At 52.5% G+C, this 25464-nt stretch carries 15 protein-coding genes and 1 pseudogene; 14 read left to right on the top strand and 2 right to left on the bottom strand.

The window, feature by feature from the left end; genetic code table 11:
- Positions 1-13: 13 nt before the first annotated feature.
- Positions 14-2638 carry a DNA gyrase/topoisomerase IV subunit A gene (locus Q2J34_RS01545; RefSeq protein WP_300969110.1) on the bottom strand — a complete coding sequence of 875 codons (2625 nt, stop codon included), beginning with the start codon at positions 2636-2638 and terminating at the stop codon, positions 14-16.
- A 613-nt stretch (positions 2639-3251) separates the two neighbouring features.
- On the opposite strand from Q2J34_RS01545, the gene Q2J34_RS01540 reads away from it, so the two are divergent.
- The 14 genes and pseudogenes from Q2J34_RS01540 (at position 3252) to Q2J34_RS01480 (ending at position 21504) form a co-directional block, all read left to right on the top strand.
- Positions 3252-3752, top strand: coding sequence for a hypothetical protein (locus Q2J34_RS01540; RefSeq protein WP_300969109.1), 501 nt, complete (start codon positions 3252-3254; stop codon positions 3750-3752).
- Between the two features lie 99 nt (positions 3753-3851).
- A pseudogene (locus Q2J34_RS09910) lies at positions 3852-3998 on the top strand (IS30 family transposase); the annotation flags it as partial.
- A gap of 143 nt (positions 3999-4141) precedes the next feature.
- Positions 4142-6421: an InlB B-repeat-containing protein gene (locus tag Q2J34_RS01535; protein ID WP_300969108.1), complete on the top strand. Its 2280-nt coding sequence runs from the start codon at positions 4142-4144 to the stop codon at positions 6419-6421.
- A gap of 216 nt (positions 6422-6637) precedes the next feature.
- A complete protein-coding gene (ychF, locus tag Q2J34_RS01530) occupies positions 6638-7741 on the top strand; it encodes a redox-regulated ATPase YchF (protein ID WP_296928743.1) in 1104 nt (367 codons plus the stop codon).
- Between the two features lie 43 nt (positions 7742-7784).
- Positions 7785-9305 carry a glutamine-hydrolyzing GMP synthase gene (guaA, locus tag Q2J34_RS01525; RefSeq protein WP_300969107.1) on the top strand — a complete coding sequence of 507 codons (1521 nt, stop codon included), beginning with the start codon at positions 7785-7787 and terminating at the stop codon, positions 9303-9305.
- Positions 9306-9342: 37 nt separating this feature from the next.
- Positions 9343-10164 (top strand): 3-methyl-2-oxobutanoate hydroxymethyltransferase, encoded by an 822-nt coding sequence (gene panB, locus Q2J34_RS01520; protein WP_296953884.1) that lies wholly within the window; start codon positions 9343-9345, stop codon positions 10162-10164.
- Between the two features lie 322 nt (positions 10165-10486).
- Entirely contained in the window at positions 10487-11374 is an 888-nt protein-coding gene (locus tag Q2J34_RS01515) for a glycosyltransferase family 2 protein (protein ID WP_300969106.1), read from the top strand.
- 360 nt (positions 11375-11734) lie between these two features.
- Positions 11735-13012 (top strand): Ig-like domain-containing protein, encoded by a 1278-nt coding sequence (locus tag Q2J34_RS01510; RefSeq protein WP_300969105.1) that lies wholly within the window; start codon positions 11735-11737, stop codon positions 13010-13012.
- Positions 13013-13038: 26 nt separating this feature from the next.
- Entirely contained in the window at positions 13039-14637 is a 1599-nt protein-coding gene (locus Q2J34_RS01505) for a hypothetical protein (protein ID WP_300969104.1), read from the top strand.
- A 36-nt stretch (positions 14638-14673) separates the two neighbouring features.
- Positions 14674-16179, top strand: coding sequence for a leucine-rich repeat domain-containing protein (locus Q2J34_RS01500; RefSeq protein WP_300969103.1), 1506 nt, complete (start codon positions 14674-14676; stop codon positions 16177-16179).
- Between the two features lie 208 nt (positions 16180-16387).
- Positions 16388-18094 (top strand): AMP-binding protein, encoded by a 1707-nt coding sequence (locus Q2J34_RS01495; protein WP_300969102.1) that lies wholly within the window; start codon positions 16388-16390, stop codon positions 18092-18094.
- Complete coding sequence (locus tag Q2J34_RS01490; protein WP_300969101.1) at positions 18087-18707, top strand: DUF2284 domain-containing protein; 621 nt, start codon at positions 18087-18089, stop codon at positions 18705-18707. The genes Q2J34_RS01495 and Q2J34_RS01490 overlap by 8 nt, the downstream gene beginning before the upstream one ends.
- Before the next feature lie 558 nt (positions 18708-19265).
- On the top strand, positions 19266-20273 hold the full coding sequence (pta, locus tag Q2J34_RS01485) for a phosphate acetyltransferase (RefSeq protein WP_298889101.1): 1008 nt from the start codon (positions 19266-19268) through the stop codon (positions 20271-20273).
- Positions 20274-20307: 34 nt separating this feature from the next.
- Positions 20308-21504 (top strand): acetate/propionate family kinase, encoded by a 1197-nt coding sequence (locus Q2J34_RS01480; RefSeq protein ID WP_298889103.1) that lies wholly within the window; start codon positions 20308-20310, stop codon positions 21502-21504.
- A gap of 490 nt (positions 21505-21994) precedes the next feature.
- Here the strand turns inward: Q2J34_RS01480 and Q2J34_RS01475 are convergent, their stop codons facing one another.
- Positions 21995-25129 carry a hypothetical protein gene (locus Q2J34_RS01475; RefSeq protein WP_300969100.1) on the bottom strand — a complete coding sequence of 1045 codons (3135 nt, stop codon included), beginning with the start codon at positions 25127-25129 and terminating at the stop codon, positions 21995-21997.
- Between the last annotated feature and the right edge of the window lie 335 nt (positions 25130-25464).

Here is a 25464-nt window from a genome sequence, read left to right as displayed (position 1 = left end):
CGTGTCGCTTAGCTTATTCGTCGGTTAGCTCTTCCGCCTCCTCCGTCTCGTCAGTTACGGACTCAACCTTTTCGAAGCTGTCGATAGGTAGTGCCGTGATTCGCTTGCCGCGTGCGGAGATCTTCTTGAGCGGCTCGTACTCAGTCACAGCGATCTCGATCGTTGCCGCCTTCTTGCGTCCTTGCGGCTTCGTGATCAGGGTAAACTGCGCCTCAGCCTCATCGGTCAGTGCCAGGAGCTGCTCCTCGGGCTCTATGATCGGTTGTGGCTTCTTCCTATCTGGCATAGAGACACGCTTGATGTAGGTAACCCCCTCCGGTGTGGTGTAGATGACGCTCCAGACCTTGTCGGGGTCATACTTCTCGATGACCTTGGGCGACTCGGCAAAGTGGTTGCTCTCGCCAAAGTCGGTCGTGTAGACCTGCTCCGAAGGCAGAATGACGAGGATGCGGTCGCTAGACTCAAACTCGCCTAGGTAGTCTCCCTGGTCGTTGTAGTTGATGCGGTTCACATCTGGGTCAAACCACACCTTGCGACCTCCGAGGGTCGAGCCGCCCTGCTCCTTCAGGGATATGCGCTCGATCGGAGCGCGCGTCACGATGTTGCCCTTGGCGGTGCGTCCCTTGATCGCAATGTCTGCAAAGTCTTTGTCAAAGAAGAGGATGCGTCGCGAGGTGCCTCCGCGGAGCAGTTTGATCGTCACGCTCTCCGCCTCTCCATTGGGATTGGCTGAGAAGTAGAGCACCTTGCTGCCTGGCGTACCCATCGTCAAGTCGTACTCACGGTCACGCACACTGGCTGATACGTGAAAGCGCTTGATAAACGAGGTCTTCGTCTTGCCATCCAGATAGATCGCATTGTAGATCGTGCGCTTGTCGCCGCGCACATACTTATTAATATGTAGGACACGCTCCTTGCCGAGGAACTTCTTCTCCTCAATCTTCGTAATCGTATAGGTGCCGTCACGGAAGAAGACGATCATATCATCTATCTCGCTACAGTCACACACATACTCTCCGCCCTTGATGCCAGTCCCGGCGAAGCCCATCTTGCGATCTATGTAGAGCTTGAGGTTCTCCTCAACCACCTTCGTAGCCTCAATCGTTCCGAAGTGCCCGATCTGTGTGCGTCGCTCCCAGCCAGCACCATACTCCTCTAGCAGAGAGTGGTAGTAGTGTATCGTGTAGTCGGTGATATGGTCTAGGTGGTGCTGTATCTGCGCCATCTCCTCAGTGAGACGTAGGATGAGTTGCTCGTTTTTCTCTAGGTTAAACTTGAGGATCCGCGCCATCTTGATCTCTAGGAGGCGTGCTAAGTCATCGTCCGTGATGGGCCTTAGTAAAGAGTCTCCCACAATAGGCTCTAGAGCCTTGCGAATGACGTCCAGAGCGGTCTGCTGATCAGGAGCCTCCTCAAAGGGACGTAACTTATAGATACGATGCTCGATGAAGAGCCGCTCTAGCGAAGCACCCATATACTCCTCCTGACGGTCGTGTAGCTGTAGACGCAGATCCTCCTGCAGCAGACCACGTGTATGCTCCACCGAGTGACGTAGCAGGTCGCTCACACCGAGGAAGCGTGGTTTGTCGTCCTCGATGACACAAGCATTCGGCGAGATAGAGACCTCACAATCGGTGAAGGCGTAGAGCCCGTCGATCGTCTTATCGGCCGAGACCCCTACGGGTAGGTAGATGCGTATGTCGGCCGTCTCGGCGGTCATATCGTCTATGCGCTTGATCTTGATCAGCCCCTTGTCGTTGGCCTTGAGGATCGAGTCAATGAGCGTCGAGGTTGTTTTGCCAAAGGGTAGATCACGCACACTCAGCACACGATCCTCGATACGCTCGATGCGTGCACGGCTCTTGACCTGTCCGCCACGCTTACCATCGCTGTAGCGATCCACGTCGATGATACCGCCCGTGGGGAAGTCAGGGTAGAGGGTAAAAGGCTCTCCACGCAGGTAAGCGCAGGCAGCCTCGATCAGTTCCTTGGGATTGTGCGGTAGGATCTTGCAGGAGAGACCCACGGCGATGCCCTCGGCACCTTGCGCTAGCAGTAGGGGGAAGCGGGCGGGCAGGTAAACTGGCTCGCGTGACTTGCCGTCGTAGCTCTTCATCCAGGGGGTAATTTTGTCGCCAAAGAGTATCTCGAGGGCAAAGTTAGAGAGCTTAGCCTCGATGTATCGCCCAGCAGCCGCCTCGTCGCCCGTGAGTATGTTACCCCAGTTACCCTGCGTGTCGATGAGATAGCCCTTCTGACCGAGCTGTACCAAAGCATCGTTGATCGAGGCGTCACCGTGTGGGTGGTAAGCCATCGTAGCACCCACGATCTTAGCCACCTTGTGGAGGGTGCCGTTTTCCATCAGGTGCATCGTGTAGAGCACCCGTCGCTGCACCGGCTTGAGTCCGTCCTCGATGTGAGGCACCGCACGCTCTAGGATTACGTACGATGCGTAGTCGAGGAACCAGTGACGGTACATCCCGCCGAGGGAGTGCAGGTGTCCGTCGCCCTCCTCCTCTTCGGGAGCCACGTAGCCCTCGTCGCTCGGGTCGGCACTGGTCGATGCCGCATCTATATCTGTCGGAGAGGTCTGCTCCATCTCCTGCTCTTGCTCTATGTCGCGATTGTCTTGATCCATATTAGTTCGGTATCCGTTCGGCTGGTGCCGTTACGAAGGTACAACATTTCTGCCAAAGGCAATCAATCTACCCAATCCCCGTTAGGGCTAACGCATTATAATCGCTCTGTCAGGAGCTACACATGAGCAACAAGCGAGGGAATAGATGAGCTCATTATATAATGTGTCCGCCATGGATTAGCTGTTGGCTGTTAGCTGTTGGCTGTTAGCTATCGGAACCATCGGAGCTATCAGAGTGATCGGATCTCTAATCTCTGCCCTCTAATCTCTATTTACATATCTTTACGGGGGAATTCGTCCGATTCCCTTCTTTCTCGAGTATCCACGTGGGAAATCTCAAATCTCCACGTGGATATTTTTTATTCCCCACGTGGGCGCGAATCATTTCTTCCGAAGTTTCATTTCATTCCTCCGAAGTTTCATTTGATTCCTCCGAAGAATTTTTTATTCTCCACGTGGGGATTTCGAAATATCCACGTGGAAATCACTTTTCACCGACATAGCCTCGTATCGATATGTTCCCAACTCTAAATTATTGTTGCAATCTAGCCTCGAATTTCCCCAGCACCAAAACAGGGTTTAGTCCAAAAAGCTTTTGTACCTTTGTCGTAGTATGAAAAACTCAATAAATAGTATGCTTAAAAAGAAACTCAAAGCTATCTTGACAATAGCTCTACTAGGAGTTGCCTTAGGAGCTTTCCCCTCCTGCCATAAGGACAATAAGGAGCCTGTCAGCAAGATACCGCAGCTCGCAGGAACACACTGGGAGGGAACCATAACAGATACGGAGTATGGAGAAACTCATCCATGCAAGGTTATCTTTTTCTCTGATTCAGTAGGAGAGGCGACACTCCCAATGATTGAAGACAATTGGTCTGAACCGCCCAGTAGAGATTTCTGGGAGTATACAACACCATTTTCCTACTCTGTAGGAAATTTCTACATCAAGTTTAAGGCAGATATGTCTGAATACTCAGGAAACTTAGATATGGTAAACTCGGTAAAGCGGTTTTTGCATGGCTATTGGCTCATAAAAAGCTTTACTGCAGATGAATTGACTTGCTATAGGACACCTGGGTCTGAGATTATTGTGACGCTTAAAAGAGTTCTCTAAGATTTATACTAGTCCTAACGATTACAACCACATTGCCCCCCCGTCGGGACAATGTGGTTATGCGTATTTTCCACTCCAAAATACAATTTGGAGTGGAAAATACGTAAGTCCTCTACTTTCGAAGACTTAACTGACGCTGACCTTAGACGCTTTCAGAACCTACTAAACAATAGACCCCGTAAAAACCTAAACTATAAGACACCCAATGAAGTCCTCAAAAACATCATTCTTGAGAAATTGCATTAGCGGGTGGAATGTACGTTCTAATCTCTAACCTCTAAACCCTTGCTCAACTCGAAATAAAGGTATAACTTCGCAGAAGATACGACTCACACGGCAGAGCCCTCACCGCTCTCCCTTACTTCTAACATCTAATCTCTAGCTATGCTATGAGCAAACAACTCCGCATCTGGCTCTTCGCTCTTCTAGCCACGCTCCTCTCCTCCACCACGCTCCCCGCCGAAGGCGTCATCACCATGACCACATCCAAGGCTGTCGGAGAGAAAATCGGACTGGGCATCGAGGCGAAAGGTAATGTCACCATCGAGGGAGTTCAAGAAGCTCCTCGGATAGACGAGTTTAAGAGATTCTATACACTCACTAGCCAGACGGTCGTCATAAGAGGCGATGTGACTACGCTTGACTGCGCCTTCAATAAGTTGGACAGCTTGAAGCTGTCGGACTGTACCTCTTTGACCACTATTCACTGCCAGAAAAACCCACTGACTAGCTTGAATGTCTCGGGTTGTACTGCTTTGACAGAGCTCGGATGTTTCCAGAATGAGCTGACCAGCTTGAACGTCTCGGGCTGTACAGCCTTGATAAAGCTTGAGTGCCAGTGGAATCAGCTAACTAGCCTAGACTTGTCAAACGCGCCTTCCTTGACAACGCTCAATTGCGAAACCAATCAGTTGACCAGCTTGGATGTGTCAAGCTGTCTCTCCTTGACAACGCTTAACTGCAATTATAATCAGTTGACCAGCATGGACGTGTCAAGCTGTCCCTCCTTGACAACGCTTGCCTGCCAAAGCAATCAGCTAACCACCTTGAACGTGTCAGGCTGTACCACCTTGACAGGGCTTGCCTGCAATAGTAATCAGCTAACCACCTTGAACTTGTCAGGCTGTACGGCCTTGACATGGCTTGACTGCACTAGAAATCCGCTGGTAAGTGTAGATCTCTCTAACTGTAGATCGTTAAAGAAGTTGTCTGTGACCAGTGGTAAGTTAACTCGCTTGAATGTGTCTGGCTGTACCGCACTGACAGAGCTTAAATGCTCTAGCAATCAACTGACCAGCCTAGATCTCTCGGGCTGTACGGCCTTGACCAAGCTGGACTGCACTAGGAATCCGCTAACAAATCTAAATCTATCCAACTGTACATCGCTAACGGAGTTTACTTGGCGCGAAGGCAACTTGACTAGCTTAGACGTATCGGGCTGTACGGCCTTGACCAAGCTAAGTTGTGGTTGGGGGCAGCTGACTAGCTTAAATCTTTCGGGATGTACCGCCTTGGCAGAGCTTTACTGCTCTAGAAGTCAACTGACCAGTTTGGACGCGTCGGGCTGTACCGCCTTGACAATCCTTCACTGCAATGTGAATCCGCTGACGAGTATAAATCTCTCTAACTGTAGATCGCTCAAAGAGTTCGACTGGAAGCTTGAGAGATTGACCAGCTTGGATGTCTCAGGCTGTACTTCCCTGACGACGCTTGAGTGCAACAACAATATGCTGAGCAGCCTGAAGGTATCGGGCTGTGCTTCACTGACCAAGCTGGACTGTAGCATAAATTATGTGAGCAGCTTGGACTTGTCTGGCTGTACTTCTTTGACAGAGCTTAACTGCTCCAGAAACCAGCTGACTAGCTTAGACCTGTCAGATCAGAGAGGTTTGACAACGCTTAACTGCAGTGACAACCTCCTAAGAGAAATAGATCTATCAAACAGTCCTAGCATCGACTCACTGATTTGTGATATCAATCAGATTAAGGAGCGCAAGATGACTAAGCTGGTCAATAGTTTGCCAGACTTACAAGGTAAAGAGGTGGGACTTTTTAGAGTGTTTAATGAGACGAGTGAGCGTGAAGGAAACGTTTGCCTCTCGGACCATGTAGAGATCGCCAAAGCTAAAGGCTGGAATACTCAGTTCAGGCGGGATCGTTATCGCGATATATGGTACGACTATACAGGAGCAGATAAGCCTACTTTTGTTGTAACTGATGAGTCAACTCGCGGAGGCTCCGTCACTATCACAGGTGCTAGCAACCTTAATACAGTTGCCTACGGCACAGAGCTGACCATAGAAGCTATACCCGCTACTGGCTACAAGCTGACGGCTCTCACCGCTAATAGTGCGGATATCCTTACGACGAAGAAGGTGGTCGTCACGGATAATGTGACCATCAAGGCGACCTTTGTGGATCACACGGGCGTGGAGACGACCATCACGCAGCAAACCCAGCTCTACCCGAACCCCGCGACTGACCACCTAGTTGTGGAGGGTGTAGCACCTGCCAGCGAGGTGACGCTGCACAGCATGACGGGCGAACGGCTCTATGCGGGTCGTGCCGATGGTCGAGGCGTGCTACAGATTGACCTGACACCCTATGCGGACGGGGTTTACCTAGTCTGCGTAGCGGGCGAGACTTACCGAGTAGTGGTAAGGCACTAGAATCAAAAAAGGGGCGAACGACGGTTCGCCCCTTTTTGATTAGAGGTTAGAAGGGCTAGTGCTTCTAGTGGCTCTAGTGCTTCTAGAGTCTAATCTTTAACTTCTAACCTCTAACTTCTAAACCCTCCGACAGCAAGATAATTAGTACCTTTGCAGGAGAGCCGAGCTGACACGAGAGCGAGGCTTCGTCACGTTGTATACTTATCCCTATAATATATGTCGCTACAGTGCGGTATCGTAGGACTACCCAACGTCGGTAAGTCCACTTTGTTTAACTGCTTGTCGAACGCTAAGGCGCAGTCGGCCAACTTCCCCTTCTGCACGATCGAACCCAACGTCGGGGTTATCACCGTGCCGGATGAGCGTCTCAATAAGTTGGTCGAGATGGAGCATCCTAAGCGGACGGTGCCTGCCACGGTGGAGATTGTCGACATAGCGGGACTGGTCAAGGGTGCTAGCCAAGGCGAGGGACTAGGTAATAAGTTCCTCTCCAACATCCGCGAGACCGATGCGATCATACACTTGCTGCGTTGCTTCGACGATGACAACATCACGCATGTCGACGGCTCCGTAGATCCGGTGCGGGACAAGGAGATCATCGACACGGAGCTTCAGCTCAAGGATCTGGAGACGGTGCAGACGCAGCTCAAGAAATCCGAGCGACAGGCTCAGACGGGTGGCGACAAGCAGGCGAAGATCCGAGTGGCACTCCTCAAGCGTATCGAGGAGGCACTACTGCAAGGGCTTAACGCTCGCTCGGTGACGCCTGAAAATAAGGACGAGGAGCAGGCGCTGCGCGACCTTTTCCTCCTAACGGCTAAGCCTGTCCTCTACGTCTGCAATGTCGACGAGGCGAGTGCCGCCACGGGCAACGCTTATGTGGAGGCCGTTCGCCAGGCTATCGCTCACGAGGATGCGGAGCTACTGGTCGTATCGGCGCATATCGAGAGCGAGATAGCAGAGCTGGAGGAGTATGAGGAGCGTCAGCTCTTCCTACAGGAGCTAGGGCTAGAGGAGACGGGCGTCAACCGCTTGATCCGTGCCGCCTACAAGTTGCTCAACCTCGAGACCTTCTTTACGGCTGGTGCTGATGAGTGCCGTGCCTGGACTTTTGTCAAGGGAAGCAAGGCTCCTCAGTGTGCGGGCATCATACACACCGACTTCGAGCGTGGCTTCATACGTGCTGAGGTGATCAAGTATGAGGACTACGTGCACTACGGCTCCGAAACGGCTGTCAAGGAGGCTGGCCGTATGGCGGTCGAGGGCAAGGACTACGTCGTGCAGGACGGCGACATCATGCACTTCCGCTTCAACGTATAGCACTTCTAGTACAAAGTATTAACACCGAAATAGAAATCAACCTATGCCGGACAAAATAATTATCGCAGACTTTGGGTCGCAGACCACACAGCTCATAGGTCGTCGTCTGAGAGACCTCAACACTTACTGTGAGATAGTCCCTTACAACAAGATCCCGACAGACCTGACGGGCGTTCGTGGCATCATCCTCTCGGGAAGCCCATACTCGGTCTATGCTGAGGAGGCTTTTACCGCAGACATAGCAGCCATCCGTGGACGACTACCGATCTTGGGTATCTGCTATGGAGCGCAGTTGATGGTGCATCAGAATGGAGGCTCTGTGGAGAACTCCAATACTCGTGAGTACGGAGCCTCTACGCTGCAACTGGTGGACAAGGGCGACCCGCTACTCGCGGGACTCTCGCCACAGCACACAGTCTGGATGTCGCACGGGGATACGATCACACGTCTTCCTGAGGGCTTTAAGGTGATCGCCTCGACTCCCTCGGTGCAGTATGCCGCTTATAGGATAGAGGGTGAGGAGACGTGGGGCGTACAGTTTCACCCAGAGATACATCATAGTGAGGAGGGTACGAAGCTTCTCGACAACTTTGTCACGCTCTGTGGCATCAAGGGCGAGTGGTCGTCCGAGTCTTTCATCGAGAGCAGCATCGCCTCGATCCGGGCGCAGGTAGGTGACGAGCAGGTCATCATGGCGCTCAGCGGAGGTGTGGACAGTTCGGTCGCAGCGGTCCTCCTGCATCGTGCTATCGGTGATCAGCTCACCTGCATCTTTGTGGATCATGGGCTGATGCGACTAGGCGAGGCGGAGCAGATCTTGGCAGACTACAAGGCTCTCGGGCTGGGCTGTATCAAGGTCGATGCGAGTGCGAAGTTCCTCGGAGACCTAGCAGGCATTCGTGATCCGGAGGCTAAGCGTAAGGTGATCGGCCGGGACTTCATCGAGGTCTTTGAGGCTGAGGCTAAGAAGCTTCCGCAGGCTCGTTGGCTGGGGCAGGGAACTATTTACCCGGACATCATCGAGTCTATCAACATCACGGGCAAGGTAATCAAGAGCCATCATAATGTGGGCGGACTGCCTGAGCGTATGCACCTAAAGCTGGTGGAGCCGCTGAAGCATCTCTTTAAGGATGAGGTGCGTCGTGTCGGCTTGGCACTCGCTATGCCACGACACATGATCTTTCGTCATCCCTTCCCAGGTCCTGGTCTAGGCATTCGTGTGCTGGGCGAGGTGACTCCTGAGAAGGTGACTATCCTCCAGAAGGCTGACAAGATATACACCGACATGCTCCGCAAGTACAACCTCTACGATGAGGTGTGGCAGGCGGGAGCTATCCTACTGCCGGTGCAGAGCGTGGGCGTCATGGGTGACGAGCGCACCTATGAGTACACGGTGGCACTGCGTGCGGTGACGAGCGTCGATGCGATGAGTGCTGACTGGGCTCGGCTGCCGTACGACTTCCTCGCAGAGGTCTCTAACGAAATCATAAACAAGGTGCGTGGCGTCAATCGCGTCTGCTACGATGTGTCGTCAAAGCCACCCGCAACGATTGAGTGGGAGTAACGCTTCGCTCAGTCTACTATTTAATATCTAAATCAATATGTCCACTTATCAAGCTACGGATAGTCGCAAGGTGACCACCCGACGACTACTCGAGATGAAAGAGCGTGGGGAGAAGATCTCCATGCTCACCGCTTACGACTACTCAGCAGCACAGATCATCGATGCTGCCGGTATGGATGTGATCCTCGTAGGCGACTCTGCCAGTAATGTGATGGCGGGTAATGTGACTACGCTACCTATCACGCTCGACCAGATGATATACCATGGCAAGAGCGTGATGAAAGCGGTGCAGCGTGCGCTGGTCGTCGTTGACCTTCCCTTTGGCTCTTATCAGGGCAACTCTAAAATCGCTCTAGAGAGTGCGATCAAGGTGATGAAGATTACCCATGCTGATGCGATCAAGATAGAGGGCGGTAGCGAGATCCGTGAGTCGGTAGAGCGTATCCTCTCGGCTGGTATCCCGATTATGGGGCACCTCGGGCTCACGCCTCAGTCGATCAATAAGTTTGGCTCTTACGCTGTTCGTGCTAAGGAGCAGGCGGAGGCTGACAAGCTGCTGGCCGATGCCCATCTCCTCGAGGAGCTGGGTTGCTTTGCGCTCGTACTGGAGAAGATCCCAGCACCGCTAGCCACCAAGGTCGCCTCTGAGCTAACAATCCCTGTCATCGGCATCGGAGCTGGAGGTGGGGTAGACGGACAAGTCCTCGTCATGCACGACATGCTCGGCATCACGCAAGGCTTTAGCCCGCGCTTCTTGCGTCGCTACGCCGACATTGGCTCTATCATGACCGAGGCGGTACAGCACTACATAGCGGATGTCAAGAGCCAAGACTTCCCGAACGAGGAGGAGTCTTACTAGTCTCAACTCCGCAAAATCTCACGAGTAGCGATATGTAGGGACGCACGGCTCGTGCGTCCGTTGTAGAGCATTGAGACGAGTAGCTTTTTGTGGGGACGAACGAGCTGGGCATCCCTGCAAGTCGTTATTCATCTTATCGGGTTACATGATTTGCAGGGGCTAGGCTAGTCATCACAGACTATACGAATACATAACGAAGGCACCATCAACCCTACTGGCTGGTAGTGCCTTCGCCTCTTTTTGTGTCTATACAGCCCGAAATGAGTACTTTTGTGGAGCGCCTTCTGCTTGCGCAAAGAAATTATCTCCCTCTAGCTATTTTATGTCAGCGAAGCAAATCTCCATCTTGATCCCCACACGCAACTACGACTGCCGTCCGCTCGTAGAGGTTCTGCACCATCAGCTGCAGCAGGCGCATATAGAGGGGGAGATCATCCTCGGGGACGACTCCTCCGACCCTCACTACGCTCAGCTCTACGACACCCTCCAGCGGGAGGGTCTCATACGGCTTGTCCGCCCCACGACACATCTCGGAGCGGGGCGCATGCGCAACTACCTGGCGCAGCAAGCCCAGGGAGACCAGCTCCTCATCATCGACTCAGACACGATGCCTGCCTCTGCCCGCTTCGTTGTGGACTACCTGCAGGCAGCGCATAGCGATAGGGTAGTGGTAGGGGGCTTTTGCTATCCTACTGAGCGGCCCTCCAGAGACAGGCTCTTGCGCTATAAGTATGGACACAAGGTCGAGACACGTAGCCTCGCCGAGCGACAGCAGGCGCCGGCAGATGCCTTCGTCAGTATGAGCTTTATGATCCCTCGTCACATCTTTCTGGAGGAGGGCTTCCCCACGCAGATGGGTATGGGCTACGAAGACGCTTACTTCGGCTATCGACTAGCCGAGCGGGGTATCACCATCACGCATATCGACAACCCCGTCATCCATGCGCTCAAGGAGAGTAGCGACCAATTCCTCGACACCACCGAGCGTTATGTGGAGAATCTCTACCGACACCGTACCCTGCTCGCACCCTATCCGATACGTCTCCTCCAGCTCTACCTGCGACTAGAGCGCGCTAGTCTCGTACCGCTGCTCGGCGCATTAGCTCCGCTCTTCAAGCCCTTACTACGTCGTCAACTCACCTCGCGCCATCCCTCGCTACGTCTCTTCGCCCTCTACAAGCTCCTCCATCTCTGCACCCTTCGAGACTAATTCCTTTTATTGCTGTCCGATAAAAGTCTGAAAGGGCACGTCAAGGGAGCTCAACTGTAGAATTGAAGCGGTTGAGTTTTCTATTTTTGATTCCCCCCCTTGAGCAAAAGACTCTTCTTCCGCTGAAAAACTTTTACCCGACAGCAATAATTTGAAAATAGTCAGAAGGATATCATCTTCTTCTGTAACAAAAGCATCTCGAAGCAACGAGGAAGCTGTTTACAGCCTCATCGCTTTGCTCCTTTCAGCCCTGCAAAATTGAAAATTAGCAGAGAAATGTGTGTCAAGTGCTTGCAGGTTGAGAAAAAAAGATATAACTTAGCGGATATGTAAGGACACATTCACACAACAACAAATTATATGAAACCAAACCATTCCCTTCTACTCGTCACCCTCGTCGTGACATTCCTTATCAGTGCTTGTAGTTCTCCTACACCCACACCTCCAAAGCCAGAGCCGAAGCCAGAGCCGAAGCAGACCACCATTACGGTCTCGCCTGAGAGTCTCTCCCTGATTGTAGGTAAGAGCGAGCAGCTCTCTGTAAAGGTCTCTCCTAAGGAGGTCTCTGTCACTTATCAAAGTAAGAATCCCGCGATCGCAACCGTTGATGCGCAGGGGCTTGTGACTGGAGTCGCTGTCGGAGAGACGACTGTGATCGTACAGGCAGGTGAGGCTACAAAGAGTGTCCCCGTGACTGTCAAAGAGGCTCCCATACAAGTACCTCAAGAGCTACCGATGCTCAAGTTCGGGATTCCTCGCAATGACGATGAGAGGATAGAGGACGCCGAGGTGATTGCGTATGAGCAAAAGCTAGGACGTACCCAGCAGGAGGTTGACTATCGTCCATCGGGCTTCTACGGAGAGGGGCTGACCACCATTCCTGCTGTGGTCTATGGTATAAGCATTGCTGATGACGCCGACTTAATCCTCGCCTATAGCAAGGAGTCTGTATCTGACTGCAAGCGCACCCAAGCGATGCTCTACCAGCTTGGCTTTGGTGAAGTACAGGAGGCCGAGGTGAGCAACTACCTCGGAGATGTCAAGAAGGGTCTGCGTGCTACGCTCAAAAGTGACCCCAAAGTGACTGTCTCGATGATGGATATGCCTAATGAAAAGCTCGGCACGGTCATGTTTATAGAGTTTGCCAAGCGAATTAACTCCAATCCTCTAGTGCAAGCAAAGCATGGGATACTTTCTAACGTCAAAGACTTCCCCTCTCTAGACGCTTTGCGAACCAAAGATATCGAGCAGTTTAAGGCCTTTGAGGAGAAGCTTGCACTACGCACCTATCGACAAAACGAATCGCCCAAGGATACGCACCTCTTCTTCCGCACAGAAGAGTCAAATATTCAGAAGACGAACCTTGAGTCCGCCTTCTATGTTGCACCTAGCAAGGATGCCTCTGGCTTTGGTCTGATTATAACTCAGCTGCTCTGCCTCTCTAGTGAGCGAGACCTGCGTTCGCAAGAATTCAAGCAGTACTTGGCTAACAATGGTTTTGACAAGAACTATACCGTTTCAGGCGAGAACGTCATAGACGTCTACAACGCTCACGGAGACCGTTGCCGCGTGACGCTCGTTAGACTAGGACAGGATGACTACGTCTATCAGATGTACCTCTTCCCAAAAGAGTCTTAAGCTCCTCACCAGCGTAATCTCTGAATATGCAACCAACTAGATTACTACAGCAGCGGGTTATCTGCTCGCTACTCTGGGGCGTACTCCTCGTGACCTCTGCGCTGAGTCTCTCAGCCCAGACTACCTACAAGGGTGTCAAGACCCCTCCGCAGGACTTGACTGTCGATGGCTCGCTCGAGACCAAGGCGTATGTCAGAGGGGTCTCTCCCAGTGGTCGCTATATATGGGCTGCCTACTACTATAGTCAGGCTGCCTATGTGTATGACACTGAGCTAAAGAAGTGTATCTGGCAAAAGAGCAATGCCGGCACTGAGATAGACGTCAAGTATGTCTCCGACGAGGGAGATATCGTATATCAAAAGGATAGGAAGACGACGATCTGCATCTCTCACACGGGGCAGGAGGTTGCCATCAGCTCTCCTGATAGCGACTACCCTATGATAGAGATCACGGGTGTCTCACAGCGGGTGGATCGTATGGTGGGCAATATGAAGCCTCAAGATCCGCTGAAGAGAGATATGCGTCCCTTTGTTGCCAATCGTACGGCGCAGGGAGACTTTACTATCACACCGCTATCCATCCCTGCCGAAGATGCGCTCGGAGGAAAGCCCGAGGGCACCTCTGTGCTAGCTCTCTCGCCCGATGGGATGACTCTGATAGGGCGACAGGTCAATGCTGACAGCTACCACCCACGACTGATCCAGTGGACTATCCCAGAGGGGCAAAGTGTGGCGACTGAATATACCTTCCCAGGAGAGTCTCTCTTCTTCAATCTAGATAAAAAGAAGCCAGGCCCTCAGCCTAAGCGTGAAGACTACGATAGTGATCAGGCGTGGGAGAGAGCCTACGGCATCTGGGAGAAAGCCCTGCTAGCCTACAGCAAGAAGCCTATGCTCGACCCGATGAGGTGCTACTACTCTCCTTCGACGCAGCGTATCCTCTTTGCCGCTCGGCAACTGGTACTAGACCAGGAGAGTGGTGCCATAGATCAGGTCTTGATGCCTGGCTACTGGGATCTACGAGAGCAGCGTGGTGAGGTGCTGACTAAGTATGAGGGCTACACTGCGACGGAAGCTCTTGACGATGGCTCGCTCCTCTGTATCGAGGAGGCGAAGTCCTTCTACCACTGCTATCGCATCGATCCCAAGAGTGGCGAAAAGGAGAATTTCGCTCTCTGGATCAAGCATCGTACTGGGATACCAATGGAAAAGTATTACTCTTTAGATGATCATGGTGAGATGGTGCTCGGGTGGCCCTGCATTAGCCAAGATGGTAAGACGCTGGCACTCTTTGGCCCCGATCTCAGCAATCCAGATCTCTTCCGTGGCTCCTATATACAGTTTACTGATCCGCTAGGAGTGCACACAGCTATACAGGATCCACTCCCCACGCACCCACACCAGCTACGTGTGAGTAGTGAGGGACGCCTAGAGATGCCCGATATGGCTCATCATCAGATCGCCGTCTACACACCTCAGGGTGAACTCATAGCTCTTGGTGTGGTCTCTGCATCTGGTCACTATCAGATACCGCAGTCATCACTAGGATCCATACTACTGATACAGATAGTCTCCCCGCTCACGGGAGCCTCTTACAGCTATCGACTATTGCCTATGGCTGACTAACTATACGACTAACTATCACATATAACACTATAACTTATGAAACGACTGAATACCCTATTCCTATCAGCAGCTCTTGTGACGCTTACGGCTGCTCCTGAGCTGCGCGCTCAGACTACAGATGCCCCAACGACTGGTGAGAGCATCACGATAGAGCTGACAGAGACTAAAGACAAGGAGATCAACATCGGTGCCTTTGCTCCAGCTGGTAACGCTTGGATCGACATCAATGGTGATGGCGTTTGCCAAGACAACGAGAGACTAGGACGAAACTCTACTCGTCCAGAGGACTACACAGATATCTTCTATATGGGACCTGAGATAGAGACCTTTACTCTAGACGAAAAGACCCAGATGGTACATATCTACGGAGAGATCGAAGCTATTCGATTTGAAAAGTCATATACACAAACGTCTCCTATCAGTATAGACCTGTCTAAGGCAACGACACCGAAGTATATCAGAATCTATGAGTGTGAAGAGCTGACGGATGTGACTTTCCCAACCTTGGAGAAGAACAACTGCGAGGTTCTCCTCATACAGTACACTGCACTTCAGGAGCTCGATCTATCCAGCTTCGAGAAGCTGAAGGTACTTGTGACATCGTTTAACGAGCAACTCAGGAGCGTCAAGCAGACTAAATGTGAAGATATGGAAGAGCTAGACTTCTCCTTTACGTTGATCCCCTCTGTAGACTTGAGCCTCACGCCAGCACTAGCATCTCTCTACCTATGCAAGGCACAGCTCTCAGAGATCGATCTCACACCTACGCCAGACCTAGAGTGGCTATCTATCGGAGCGAATTATCTCACCAAGATAGACCTCAGCAAGACGCCAGGTCTCACCTACCTAAGTATCTACGACAACGAACTCAAGGAGATAGACGTGACCCCTCTGTCCAATCTAGAGATCCTAGAGGTCGAGCAAAACAAGTTGACTAAGCTTGACCTGAGCAAAAACACGAACCTAGAGGAGCTCACGCTTCACCTCAACGAGATCACCTCACTAGACCTCTCTATGCTTGAGGAACTGCACTACCTCTCTATCTTTGAGAACAACATCTCAGAGCAGGCCATGCAGCAGGTTATAGATAAGATGCCACGGTGCAAGACAATGCCCGAAGACGAGGGTGACGAGCTATGGGGTGCTTTTTATGTTGTGAATACAAAGTCTCCAAATGGCAATGTGTGCAATACCCTACAGGTTGCTAAGCTCAAGGAGATGGGCTGGAAGCCCTACGATGTCAATGGTGCTGATCCACTAGACTTTATGAACGGAGCTGTCGAGTACGAGGGCTCAACGCCTACCCATGTGGCTACCCCCACAAGCTCAGACGAGCTACAGATCACCTGTACACCGACGGCTATACGAGTAGAGGAACTGGCACCACGCACGGTGGTAACGCTCTTTGACGCTCAGGGACAGCTCCTGACGAGGGTCAACTCTCTGCGCTCTCCGATGGTACAGATCTCTCGTGAGGCACTCCCTGCAGGAGCCTATATCCTCAGCATCGCAGGCAAGAGTTACAAGGTCGTACTTGACTAACTCATTGCTTGAGTAATCTCTGTACGCCAGCTGATGAGCCTCGCCTACGAGTGCTACATCTCCTAGGCGTACACAATACAGAGTACCCGATACTTGCTAGGACTCTAGCACGTATCGGGTACTGACTTGTCAACGGTGGTGAAACTTAGGGTTAGGGTTCTATTTCGTAACTTTGCGCCACACGCTTACACAACAGGAGATAGCATCTATGTATCCAGACAATCTCATCAAGGCCTACGAGGCGAGCTTCAGAGAGCACTTCCGACAGCCAGCTCTCTCGGACTACGCCACCGGCTACACCATATCTTATCGCGACTTAGCACTACAGATAGCGCATCTACACTATATATATAAGGAGACTGGCATACAGCGTGGCGACCGCATCGCTCTGATGGGCGCCGACTCGGTCCACTGGTGCGTCATCTTCATGGCTACAATCACTTACGGAGCTGTGATCGTCCCGATACTGCAGGACTTCAATGCCGAGGACGCTAAGACGATCATCAATCATAGCGAGGCGAAGCTTCTCTTTATCGATGACCTCATTTTGGCGAAGCTCAATCCTGAGGAGGATCTCCCGATGGTGCAGACTATCTTTGACCTCAAGAAGATCACGTGGCGCTATGCTCGCTCGGGAATGCCATACGACTACAAGCAGCTTCTTCCCTTTGCCCCCTTTGTGGCGCGCTTTTATCCCAAGGGTTTCCGTCGCTCTGACATCGTCTACCCTGAGGTGGGCAATGATGAGTTGGTCGTGATTAACTATACCTCAGGGACGACCGGCTTTAGCAAGGGGGTACTGATCACTGCGGGCAATCTAGCAGGCAATGCCCTCTATGCGCAAAAGCTCGACCTTATGTATAGTGGCGAGCAGATCATCTGCTTCCTCCCGCTGGCACACACGTACAGTTGCGCCTTCAATATGCTCGCAGCCCTTTACATAGGTGTCCACACGCATATCCTAGGCAAGGTGCCTTCGCCCAAAATCTTGATGAAAGCCTTTGCTGAGATACGCCCTGTGCTGATCATCTCCGTGCCGCTCATCTTGGAGAAAATCTACAAGCAGTCTATCGTGCCTGTCATAGAGCGCTCCACCATCAAGACACTCCTACGTATACCGCTCCTACGCAAGCTGGTCTACCGAGTGATCCGCAAGAAGCTCACCGACGGGCTCGGGGGTAACTTCCGCGAGGTAATCGTTGGTGGGGCACCACTCTCTACGGAGGTCGCCGCCTTCCTACATCGTATCGGCTTCCCGCTCACTGTCGGCTACGGCATGACCGAGTGCGCTCCGCTCATCTCTTATAGCAACCATCGCCACTGGGTGCCACTCTCTGCGGGTCGCGCCCTGCCACACATGGAGATACGCATCGAGGTGCCAGAAGACTTTGACCAGCCCCTAGCTCCAGGCGTCGGCGAGATACAGGTACGCGGTGACAACGTCTGCCTTGGCTACAACAAGCTTCCCGAGATCAATAAGCACCTCTTCACCACCGACGGCTGGATGCGTACGGGTGACCTAGGGCGTCTGGACAAGCGGGGTAATCTTTTTATCCTTGGTCGCTCCAAGACGATGATCCTAGGGGCTAATGGTCAAAACATCTACCCCGAAGAGATCGAGGCGAAGCTCAATAACCTCCACTTTGTAGCGGAGAGTCTAGTCTATCAGAAGAATGGCCGTCTCGAGGCTCTTGTCTATCCCGACGAACTGGCAGCCAAGCAGGCGGGGATAACTATCGAAGAGGCGTGGGAGCAGATCAAAGATCAGCGTAAGCAGCTCAATGCTAAGCTAGGCTCCTACGAGATGGTAACCAAGTTCGTTCTGCAGAGGACTCCCTTCATCAAGTCGCCCAAGCGCAGCATCAAGAGACACCTATATAAGGATGGCATTGAGGTGTCGCAGACCAATGGGTAGCATCGCTGAGCCAACTTATCACATCGAGGGGACGCTCCGTCAGCTGCCTCTAGCGGACTATATGGCGGAGTACTTCGACCCAGATCGCTTCTTCGCTCTGTGCGAGCATTGTCCCACTTACTTGACCAATTGGTCTTGCCCGCCCTTTACCTTTGATGTACGTGAGGCTCTGGGGAGCTACCGCTATGCGCATATCCTCGTGCATCGTGTCACGCCCGACGAACAGTCGTGGGCGGCGTGTCTGCCTGACGAGGTGGGGGACTACTGCTTTCGCCTGATGGGTGCCGTGCGGGATCGGATTGATCCGCTCCTCTATCAGCTAGAGCGACAGCATGCGGGGAGTCGGCTCTTTACGGCTGGTCGCTGTCGGCTCTGCCAGCCACAAGCCTGTACACGCAGTGCTGGCGATCCTTGCCGTCATCCCGACCAGATGCGCTCGTCGCTCGAGTCGTGGGGCTTCGACCTGAGTGGTACCACAGAGCGACTGGCTGGCATCCCGATGGTGTGGGGCCAGGAGGGGCATCCGCCACGCTACCTCACGATGGTCTCGGCACTCCTCTCGGCAGATCCGATCCCTGCGGAGAGTTTTGAGAGATTAGTGGTTAGATATTAGAGGTTAGGAGGGGGGGGCACCATCGTAACACAATGCGTCACTCCTGTCTGGGTAAATTCGACGCCTGCTTGTTACAATAATTTATAACTAGCTACATATCGATATGGGGCTGTGTCGGGGAAAAGTGATTTCCACGTGGATATTTCGAAATGCCCACGTGGAAAAGAAAAAATTCCTCGGAGGAATGAAATGAAACTTCGGAAGAATCAAATGAAACTTCGGAAGAAATGAATCACGCCCACGTGGAAAAATAAAAACATCCACGTGGAGATTTGAGATTCCCCACGTGGATATTCGAGAAAGGAGGGGATCGGACGAATTTCCCTGTAAAGATATGTAAATAGGGATTAGAGGTTAGAGATTAGAGGGCAGGGGTGATACATTAATATATAATGAGCTCATCTATTTCTTGCTTGTTGCTAAGGTGTAGCTCCTGAAAGAGCGATTATAATGCGTCAGCCCTGCACAATGCGTTCGAGTCGTAGAGGCTCTGCTCTTTATTTTGTAACTTTGCGGAGCTAAAGACTGCACAACAATATAAACTTATCATACACCTCTATGGAACTACTTCAAAAGAACGTACAGCGCGCTAAGGCTAACAAGCAGCGCATTGTACTCCCCGAGGGTCTCGAGCCTCGCACCCTCCAAGCTGCTGATCGCATCATCGCTGACGGCATCGCTCACATCATCCTCCTAGGCAACCCCGCCGAGATCCAGGCTAAGGCTGCTGAGCTAGGACTTAAGCACATTGACCAGGCTGAGATCATCGACCCACAAAACCACGCACGCCGTGAGGCTTATCGTGACCTCCTGATGGAGCTACGCAAAGCTAAGGGCATGACCCGTGAGCAGGCTGACGAGCTAGTGGTCAATCCGCTTTACCTTGCCTGCCTAATGATCAAGTCTGGCGATGCTGATGGTGAGGTAGCTGGTGCACACAACACGACGGGCAACGTGCTCCGCCCCGCACTCCAGCTCATCAAGACACGCCCAGGACTCAAGGTGGTCAGTGGCGCATTCCTCATCTTCTCTCCGCTCAAGGAGTATGGCGAGGACGGCTTCTTCATCTTTGCAGACTGCGCCGTCACGCCCAATCCTGACAGCAACGAGCTCGCACAGATCGCTATCGCTTCTGCTGACACGGCTCGTAGCATCGGCGACATGGAGCCACGCATTGCCCTCCTGAGCTACTCTACAAAGGGCTCTGCCAAGAGCGAGATGATTGACAAGGTTACGGAGGCTTACAAGATTGCTAAGGAGATGGCTCCTGACCTGCTCATCGATGGTGAGCTACAGGCAGACGCAGCCATCGTGAGCAAGATCGCTGAGCTCAAGGCTCCTGAGAGCCCCGTGGCTGGTAAGGCAAACGTCCTCGTCTTCCCGAACCTAGAGGTGGGCAATGTCGCTTACAAGCTCGTCGAGCGCCTCGGTCGTGCTACCGCTGTCGGTCCTATCCTACAGGGTATGGCTGCTCCAGTCAATGACCTTAGCCGTGGCTGCTCTGTAGACGATGTCTACAACGTGATCACGATCACTTGCAACCAGGCTATCGCAGCTAAGAAGTAATTCATCACCCCCTTCCCTTTACTAAAGATACATTATGATCGTACTAGTCCTTAACTGTGGCAGCTCGTCTGTCAAGTATTCACTATATGATATGCCTGAGGCTCGTATTCTCGCTTCAGGTGGTATTGAGAAGCTCGGCCTGCCCGACTCTTTCATCAAGTTTAAGACGACCGACGGCAAGAAGGTGCAGATAGACCGTCCGCTACCTGAGCACACGGTGGCTGTCGAGTTTATCCTCGAGATCCTGACGAAGTCTGAGTACGCTGTCCTAGACAGTGTCGACCAGATCGAGGCTGTGGGTCACCGTCTCGTACATGGTGGTGAGGCGATCAATAAGAGCGTCCTCATCAATGACGAGGTGATCGAGCAGGTGAAGCGTGTCTCTGACCTCGCTCCTCTACACAACCCACCCTCACTGAAGGGTATCGACGCTATCACGAAGCTCCTCCCGAAGGTGCAGCAGGTAGCTGTCTTCGACACCGCCTTCCACCAGACGATGCCCGCATACACCTATATGTATGCGCTACCCTACGAGTACTATGAGAAGTACGGGGTACGTCGTTACGGTTTCCACGGCACGAGCCACCGCTACATCAGCCATCGTGCTTGCGAGATTCTTGGCAAGGACTTTGACAAGACACGCATCATCACCTGCCATATCGGCAATGGTGCTTCGATCGCAGCCGTATGCAATGGTAAGGTCCTCGACACCTCTATGGGCTTGACCCCTACGGATGGTCTGATGATGGGCACTCGCTGCGGAAGCATCGACCCAGGTATCGTACCCTTTATCATGGAGCATGAGAAGATGACCCCGAGCGACTTCTCGACGATGGTCAATAAGAAGAGCGGTGTACTCGGCATCAGCGGTGTCTCATCCGATATGCGTGACGTAGAGCAGGCATCCGAGGCTGGCAACGAGCGCGCTAAGCTTGCGCTCGAGATGTATCGCTACCGTATCAAGAAGTACATCGGAGCCTACGCAGCAGCTATGGGTGGTGTCGATGTCATCGTCTTCACGGGCGGTGTCGGCGAGAACGACCAGACGACTCGTGAGTCAGTAGTCTCTGGACTAGAGTTTATGGGCGTTGAGTTTGACTCAGCAGTCAATCGCTCTAGCCGTGGCGAAGAGAAGGTACTCTCTAAGCCCTCTAGCCGTGTGACCGTCATCTGCGTCCCGACCGACGAGGAGCTGATGATAGCACGCGACACGATGGATCTCGTCAAGTAAAGTGAGCCAACGAGCTCGTCACAAGACGACAACATAAAAGTAGGGGCGGACATCCACAGATGTTCGCCCCTACCTTATTATATAACCCAAACTTCGCAGACCATCGAGATGCGACCCATCGGTCTGCGCGTTCACCAACGACTAAGTCTAGTAGCGGTGGAAAACTGAGAGGAGGCGTAGTTGCGGAACTTGCGTGCCGACTGGCTACGCACTCCCCTCAGAACTACTAACAGCTATTTTTTGTTGGCTTTTAGCCTTTGGCTGTTGGCTAGAGCTACAGCTACAGCGTCCGTTACTGCACCCTGTAGGGACGCACGATCTGTGCGTCCGTTGTGTCAAAGCGTGACAATGTCTGTAGTTTGGCTGTTGGCTAGAGCTATCGGAATGATCGGAGCCATCAGAGCCATCGGAGCTATCGGAGTGCTCTGCTCGTGTTCCTAGCCAACGGCCAACAGCTAACGGCCAAAGGCCAATGCCCAACAGCCAAAAGCTATCTCCGTACATGCATGACCTTCTGGCCACCGACGATGTAAACACCTGTGGGTAGCTCATCGAGTGGCTCGGAGCGTAGGACGCCGTTTATATCGTAGATAGCACCATCCGCGGGTTGCAATTCTGGCGTGACGAAGTCGATCGCCGTGCCACCCTTCGGGCTGATGACCACCTCGTCGGTGATGACGTTGCCCGAGGCATCGCAGACGGCTTTCGCTTCAGCATTCCAGACAGCCCCTGCGGGTTTCGTGATCTCGCACCCCTCGAGCTTGAGGTTTGCGAGGGCGCAGATGGAACCCTCGGTGCCCTTTGCCGTGACGGAAGCATTTCTGATTGTAAGAGACTCGCCAGCGATTCCCCAATTGCCCTCGGCATAGACTGTACAACCCTCAATAAGTAGAGAAGCGGGTAGATGGATCCCAGCTCTTTCTTTAGACTTTAGAGTGAGCTGTCCATTCCCTTTTATAATGGCATTCTTATCGAACTCCATTGCGCTCCAATCATTCTTAGAAGTGATGGAGACCTTCCCCTTGACGACACAAGTCAGCTCATCTTTTGACCATATACCTTCGATGGAGGCATCCTCGAGGGTGAGCGTCTTGGTGGTGGGGTCGTAGCTGACTTTGCCCTTGACGCCAGGGATGACGGTGAGGTCGGAGCAGTTCGCCGAGGTGACCTCCACGCCGGCTATATTGAGGCCGTACTCCTCTACAGGTACAGGTGTGATGACCACTTCGTCGGTGATGACGTTGCCCGAGGCATCGCAGACGGCGTGCTCGTCGGCATTCCAGACAGCCCCTGCGGGTTTCGTGATCGAACAGCCATCAAGAGTGAAGTTTGTGAGGTCGCAGATGGAGCCTTCGGTGCTACCCTTTGCCGTGACGGAAGCATTTCTGATTGTAAGAGACTCGCCAAACGAGCCATCGTAGCCAGCGATTCCCCATTTGCCTTCGGCATAGACTGTACAACCCTCAATAAGTAGAGCAGCCTTAGTATAGATACCACATTCTCCTGAAGACTTTATAGTGAGCTGTCCATTCCCTTTTATAACGGCATTCTTATGGAGCTCCATTGCATTCCAATTATCAGAAGTGATGGAGACCTTCCCCTTGACGACACAAGTCAGCTCATCGTTTGACCTTATACCTTGACGTTTTCCTCCTACATCGATGGAGGCATCCTCGAGGTAGAGCGTCTTGGTGGCGGGGTCGTAGCTGACTTTGCCCTTGACGCCAGGGATGGCGGTGAGGTCGGAGTAGTTCGCCGAGGTAACCTTCACGCCGGCTATCTGGAGTCCGTACTCCTCTACAGGTGTGATGACCACCTCGTCGGTGATGACGTTGCCCGAGGCATCGCAGACGGCGTGCTCGTCGGCATTCCAGACAGCCCCTGCGGGTTTCGTGATCTCACACCCCTCGAGAGTGAAGTTTGCGAGGTCGCAGATGGAGCCTCTGCCGCGGCCCTTTGCCGTGACGAAAGCATTTCTGATTGTAAGAGACTCGCCAGACGAGCCATCCTTGCCTGCAATTCCGAAAACGCCTTCGGCATAGACTGTACAACCCTCAATAAGTAGAGCAGCCTCAGTATAGATAACACATCTTTCTGAAGACTTTATAGAGAGCTGTCCATTCCCTTTTATAATGGCATTCTTATAGAACACCATTGCGTTCCAATTAGAAGTGATGGAGACCTTCCCCTTGACGACACAAGTCAGCTCACCTGATGGAGATATACCTAGATGTTTTTCTCCTACATCGATGGAGGCATCCTCGAGGGTGAGCGTCTTGGTGGTAGGGTCGTAGCTCACTTTGCCCGTGACGCCAGGGATGACGGAGAGGTCGGAGCAGTTCGCCGAGTTGACCCACACGCCGGCTATCTTGAGTCCGTACTCCTCTACAGGTGCGATAACCACCTCGTCGGTGATGAAGTTGCCCGAAGCATCGCAGACGGCGTGCTTGTCGGCATTCCAGACAGCCCCTGCGGGTTTCGTGATCGAACAACCCTCGAGAGTGAAGTTTCTGAAGCTGCCGATGGAAGCCTCGGTGCCCTTTGCCGTGACGGAAGCATTTCTGATTGTAAGAGACTCGCCACCAGAGCCACCTTCGCCTGCGATTCCCCATTCGCCTTCGGCATAGACTGTACAACCCTCAATAAGTAGAGCTTCCATAAAGATACCACAACTTTCTCGAGACTTTAGAGTGAGCTGTCCATTCCCTTTTATAATGGCATTGCTCTGGAGCATCATTGCGCTCCGATTATTAGAAGTGATGGAGACCTCCCCCTTGACGACACAAGTCAGCTCATCAGAAGCATCTATGCCATTAGGATCTCCTACATCGATGGTGGCATCCTCGAGGGTGAGCGTCTTGGTGGTAGGGTCGTAGCTGACTTTGCCCTTGACGCCAGGGATGACCGAGAGGTCGGAGCAGTTCGCCGAGGTGACCTTCACGCCAGCTATCTCGAGTCTGGATACAGCGATAACCACCTCGTCCTTGATGACGTTGCCCGAGGCATCGCAGACGGCGTTCTTGCTGTAATCCCAGACAGCCCCTGCGGGTTTCAAGATATCACTCCCCTCGAGGGTGAAGTTTTCGAGGTCGTCGATGGAGCCATAGGAGCCCTTTGCCGTGACGGAAGCATATCTGATTCTAAGAGACGCGCCATCGTCGCCTGTGATTCCCGAAAAATGGCCTTCGGCATAGACTGTACAACTCTCAATAAGTAGAGCAGCCCCAGTATAGATACCAGATTGTTCTGAAGACTTTAGAGTGAGCTGTCCATTCCCTTTTATAATGGCATTGCTATAGAACGCCATTGCTTGCCCACCATTAGAAGAGATGGAGACCTTCCCCTCGACGACACAAGTCAGCTCATCGTATGACGATATACCGCATGGTTTTCCTACAGCGATGGAGGCATCCTTGAGGAAGAGCGTCTTGGTGGTGGGGTTGTAGCGGACTTCGCCCGTGACGCCAGGGATGGCGGAGAGGTAGGAGCAGTTCGCCGAGGTGACTCGCACACCAGCGATCACGAGATCGTAGCTCTCCTGTGCGGAGACTGAGGAGCCTGCCAGCAGTAAGAGCATCGTGACGAGTGTCACGATGAGTGATTGATGTAGTAGTTTCTGTTTCATTACTGTAATAGTTTTTGAAGTGAATGTATATTGGGGGCAATCGTCACCCTCATTGTTTGCCACAAAAGTAGTCACAGACGGTGCTAAATCTCTTATCAATATCGGACATCTTTCGCCTATTGACTTATCACTATCGGACAGATTTCGTCTGCCGATTTATCAACATCGGACATCGGAGTGTGCTTAACTTGCTAAGTGCTAGTGTGTTGTTGGTGATAAGTTGGTGGTTGGCTGTTGGCTTTTGGCCGTTGGCGGTTAGCCTTTGGCTGTTGGCTGTTGCAACAGTTTCTTCCCAGGAGCTTACGATGCGAACTCTGGAACGACTGAGGTTCTTT

This window comes from Porphyromonas vaginalis, assembly GCF_958301595.1.
GTDB lineage: Bacteria > Bacteroidota > Bacteroidia > Bacteroidales > Porphyromonadaceae > Porphyromonas > Porphyromonas vaginalis.
Note: the sequence above shows the minus strand (reverse complement) of the source record. Positions and strands in the feature narration are given on the sequence as shown.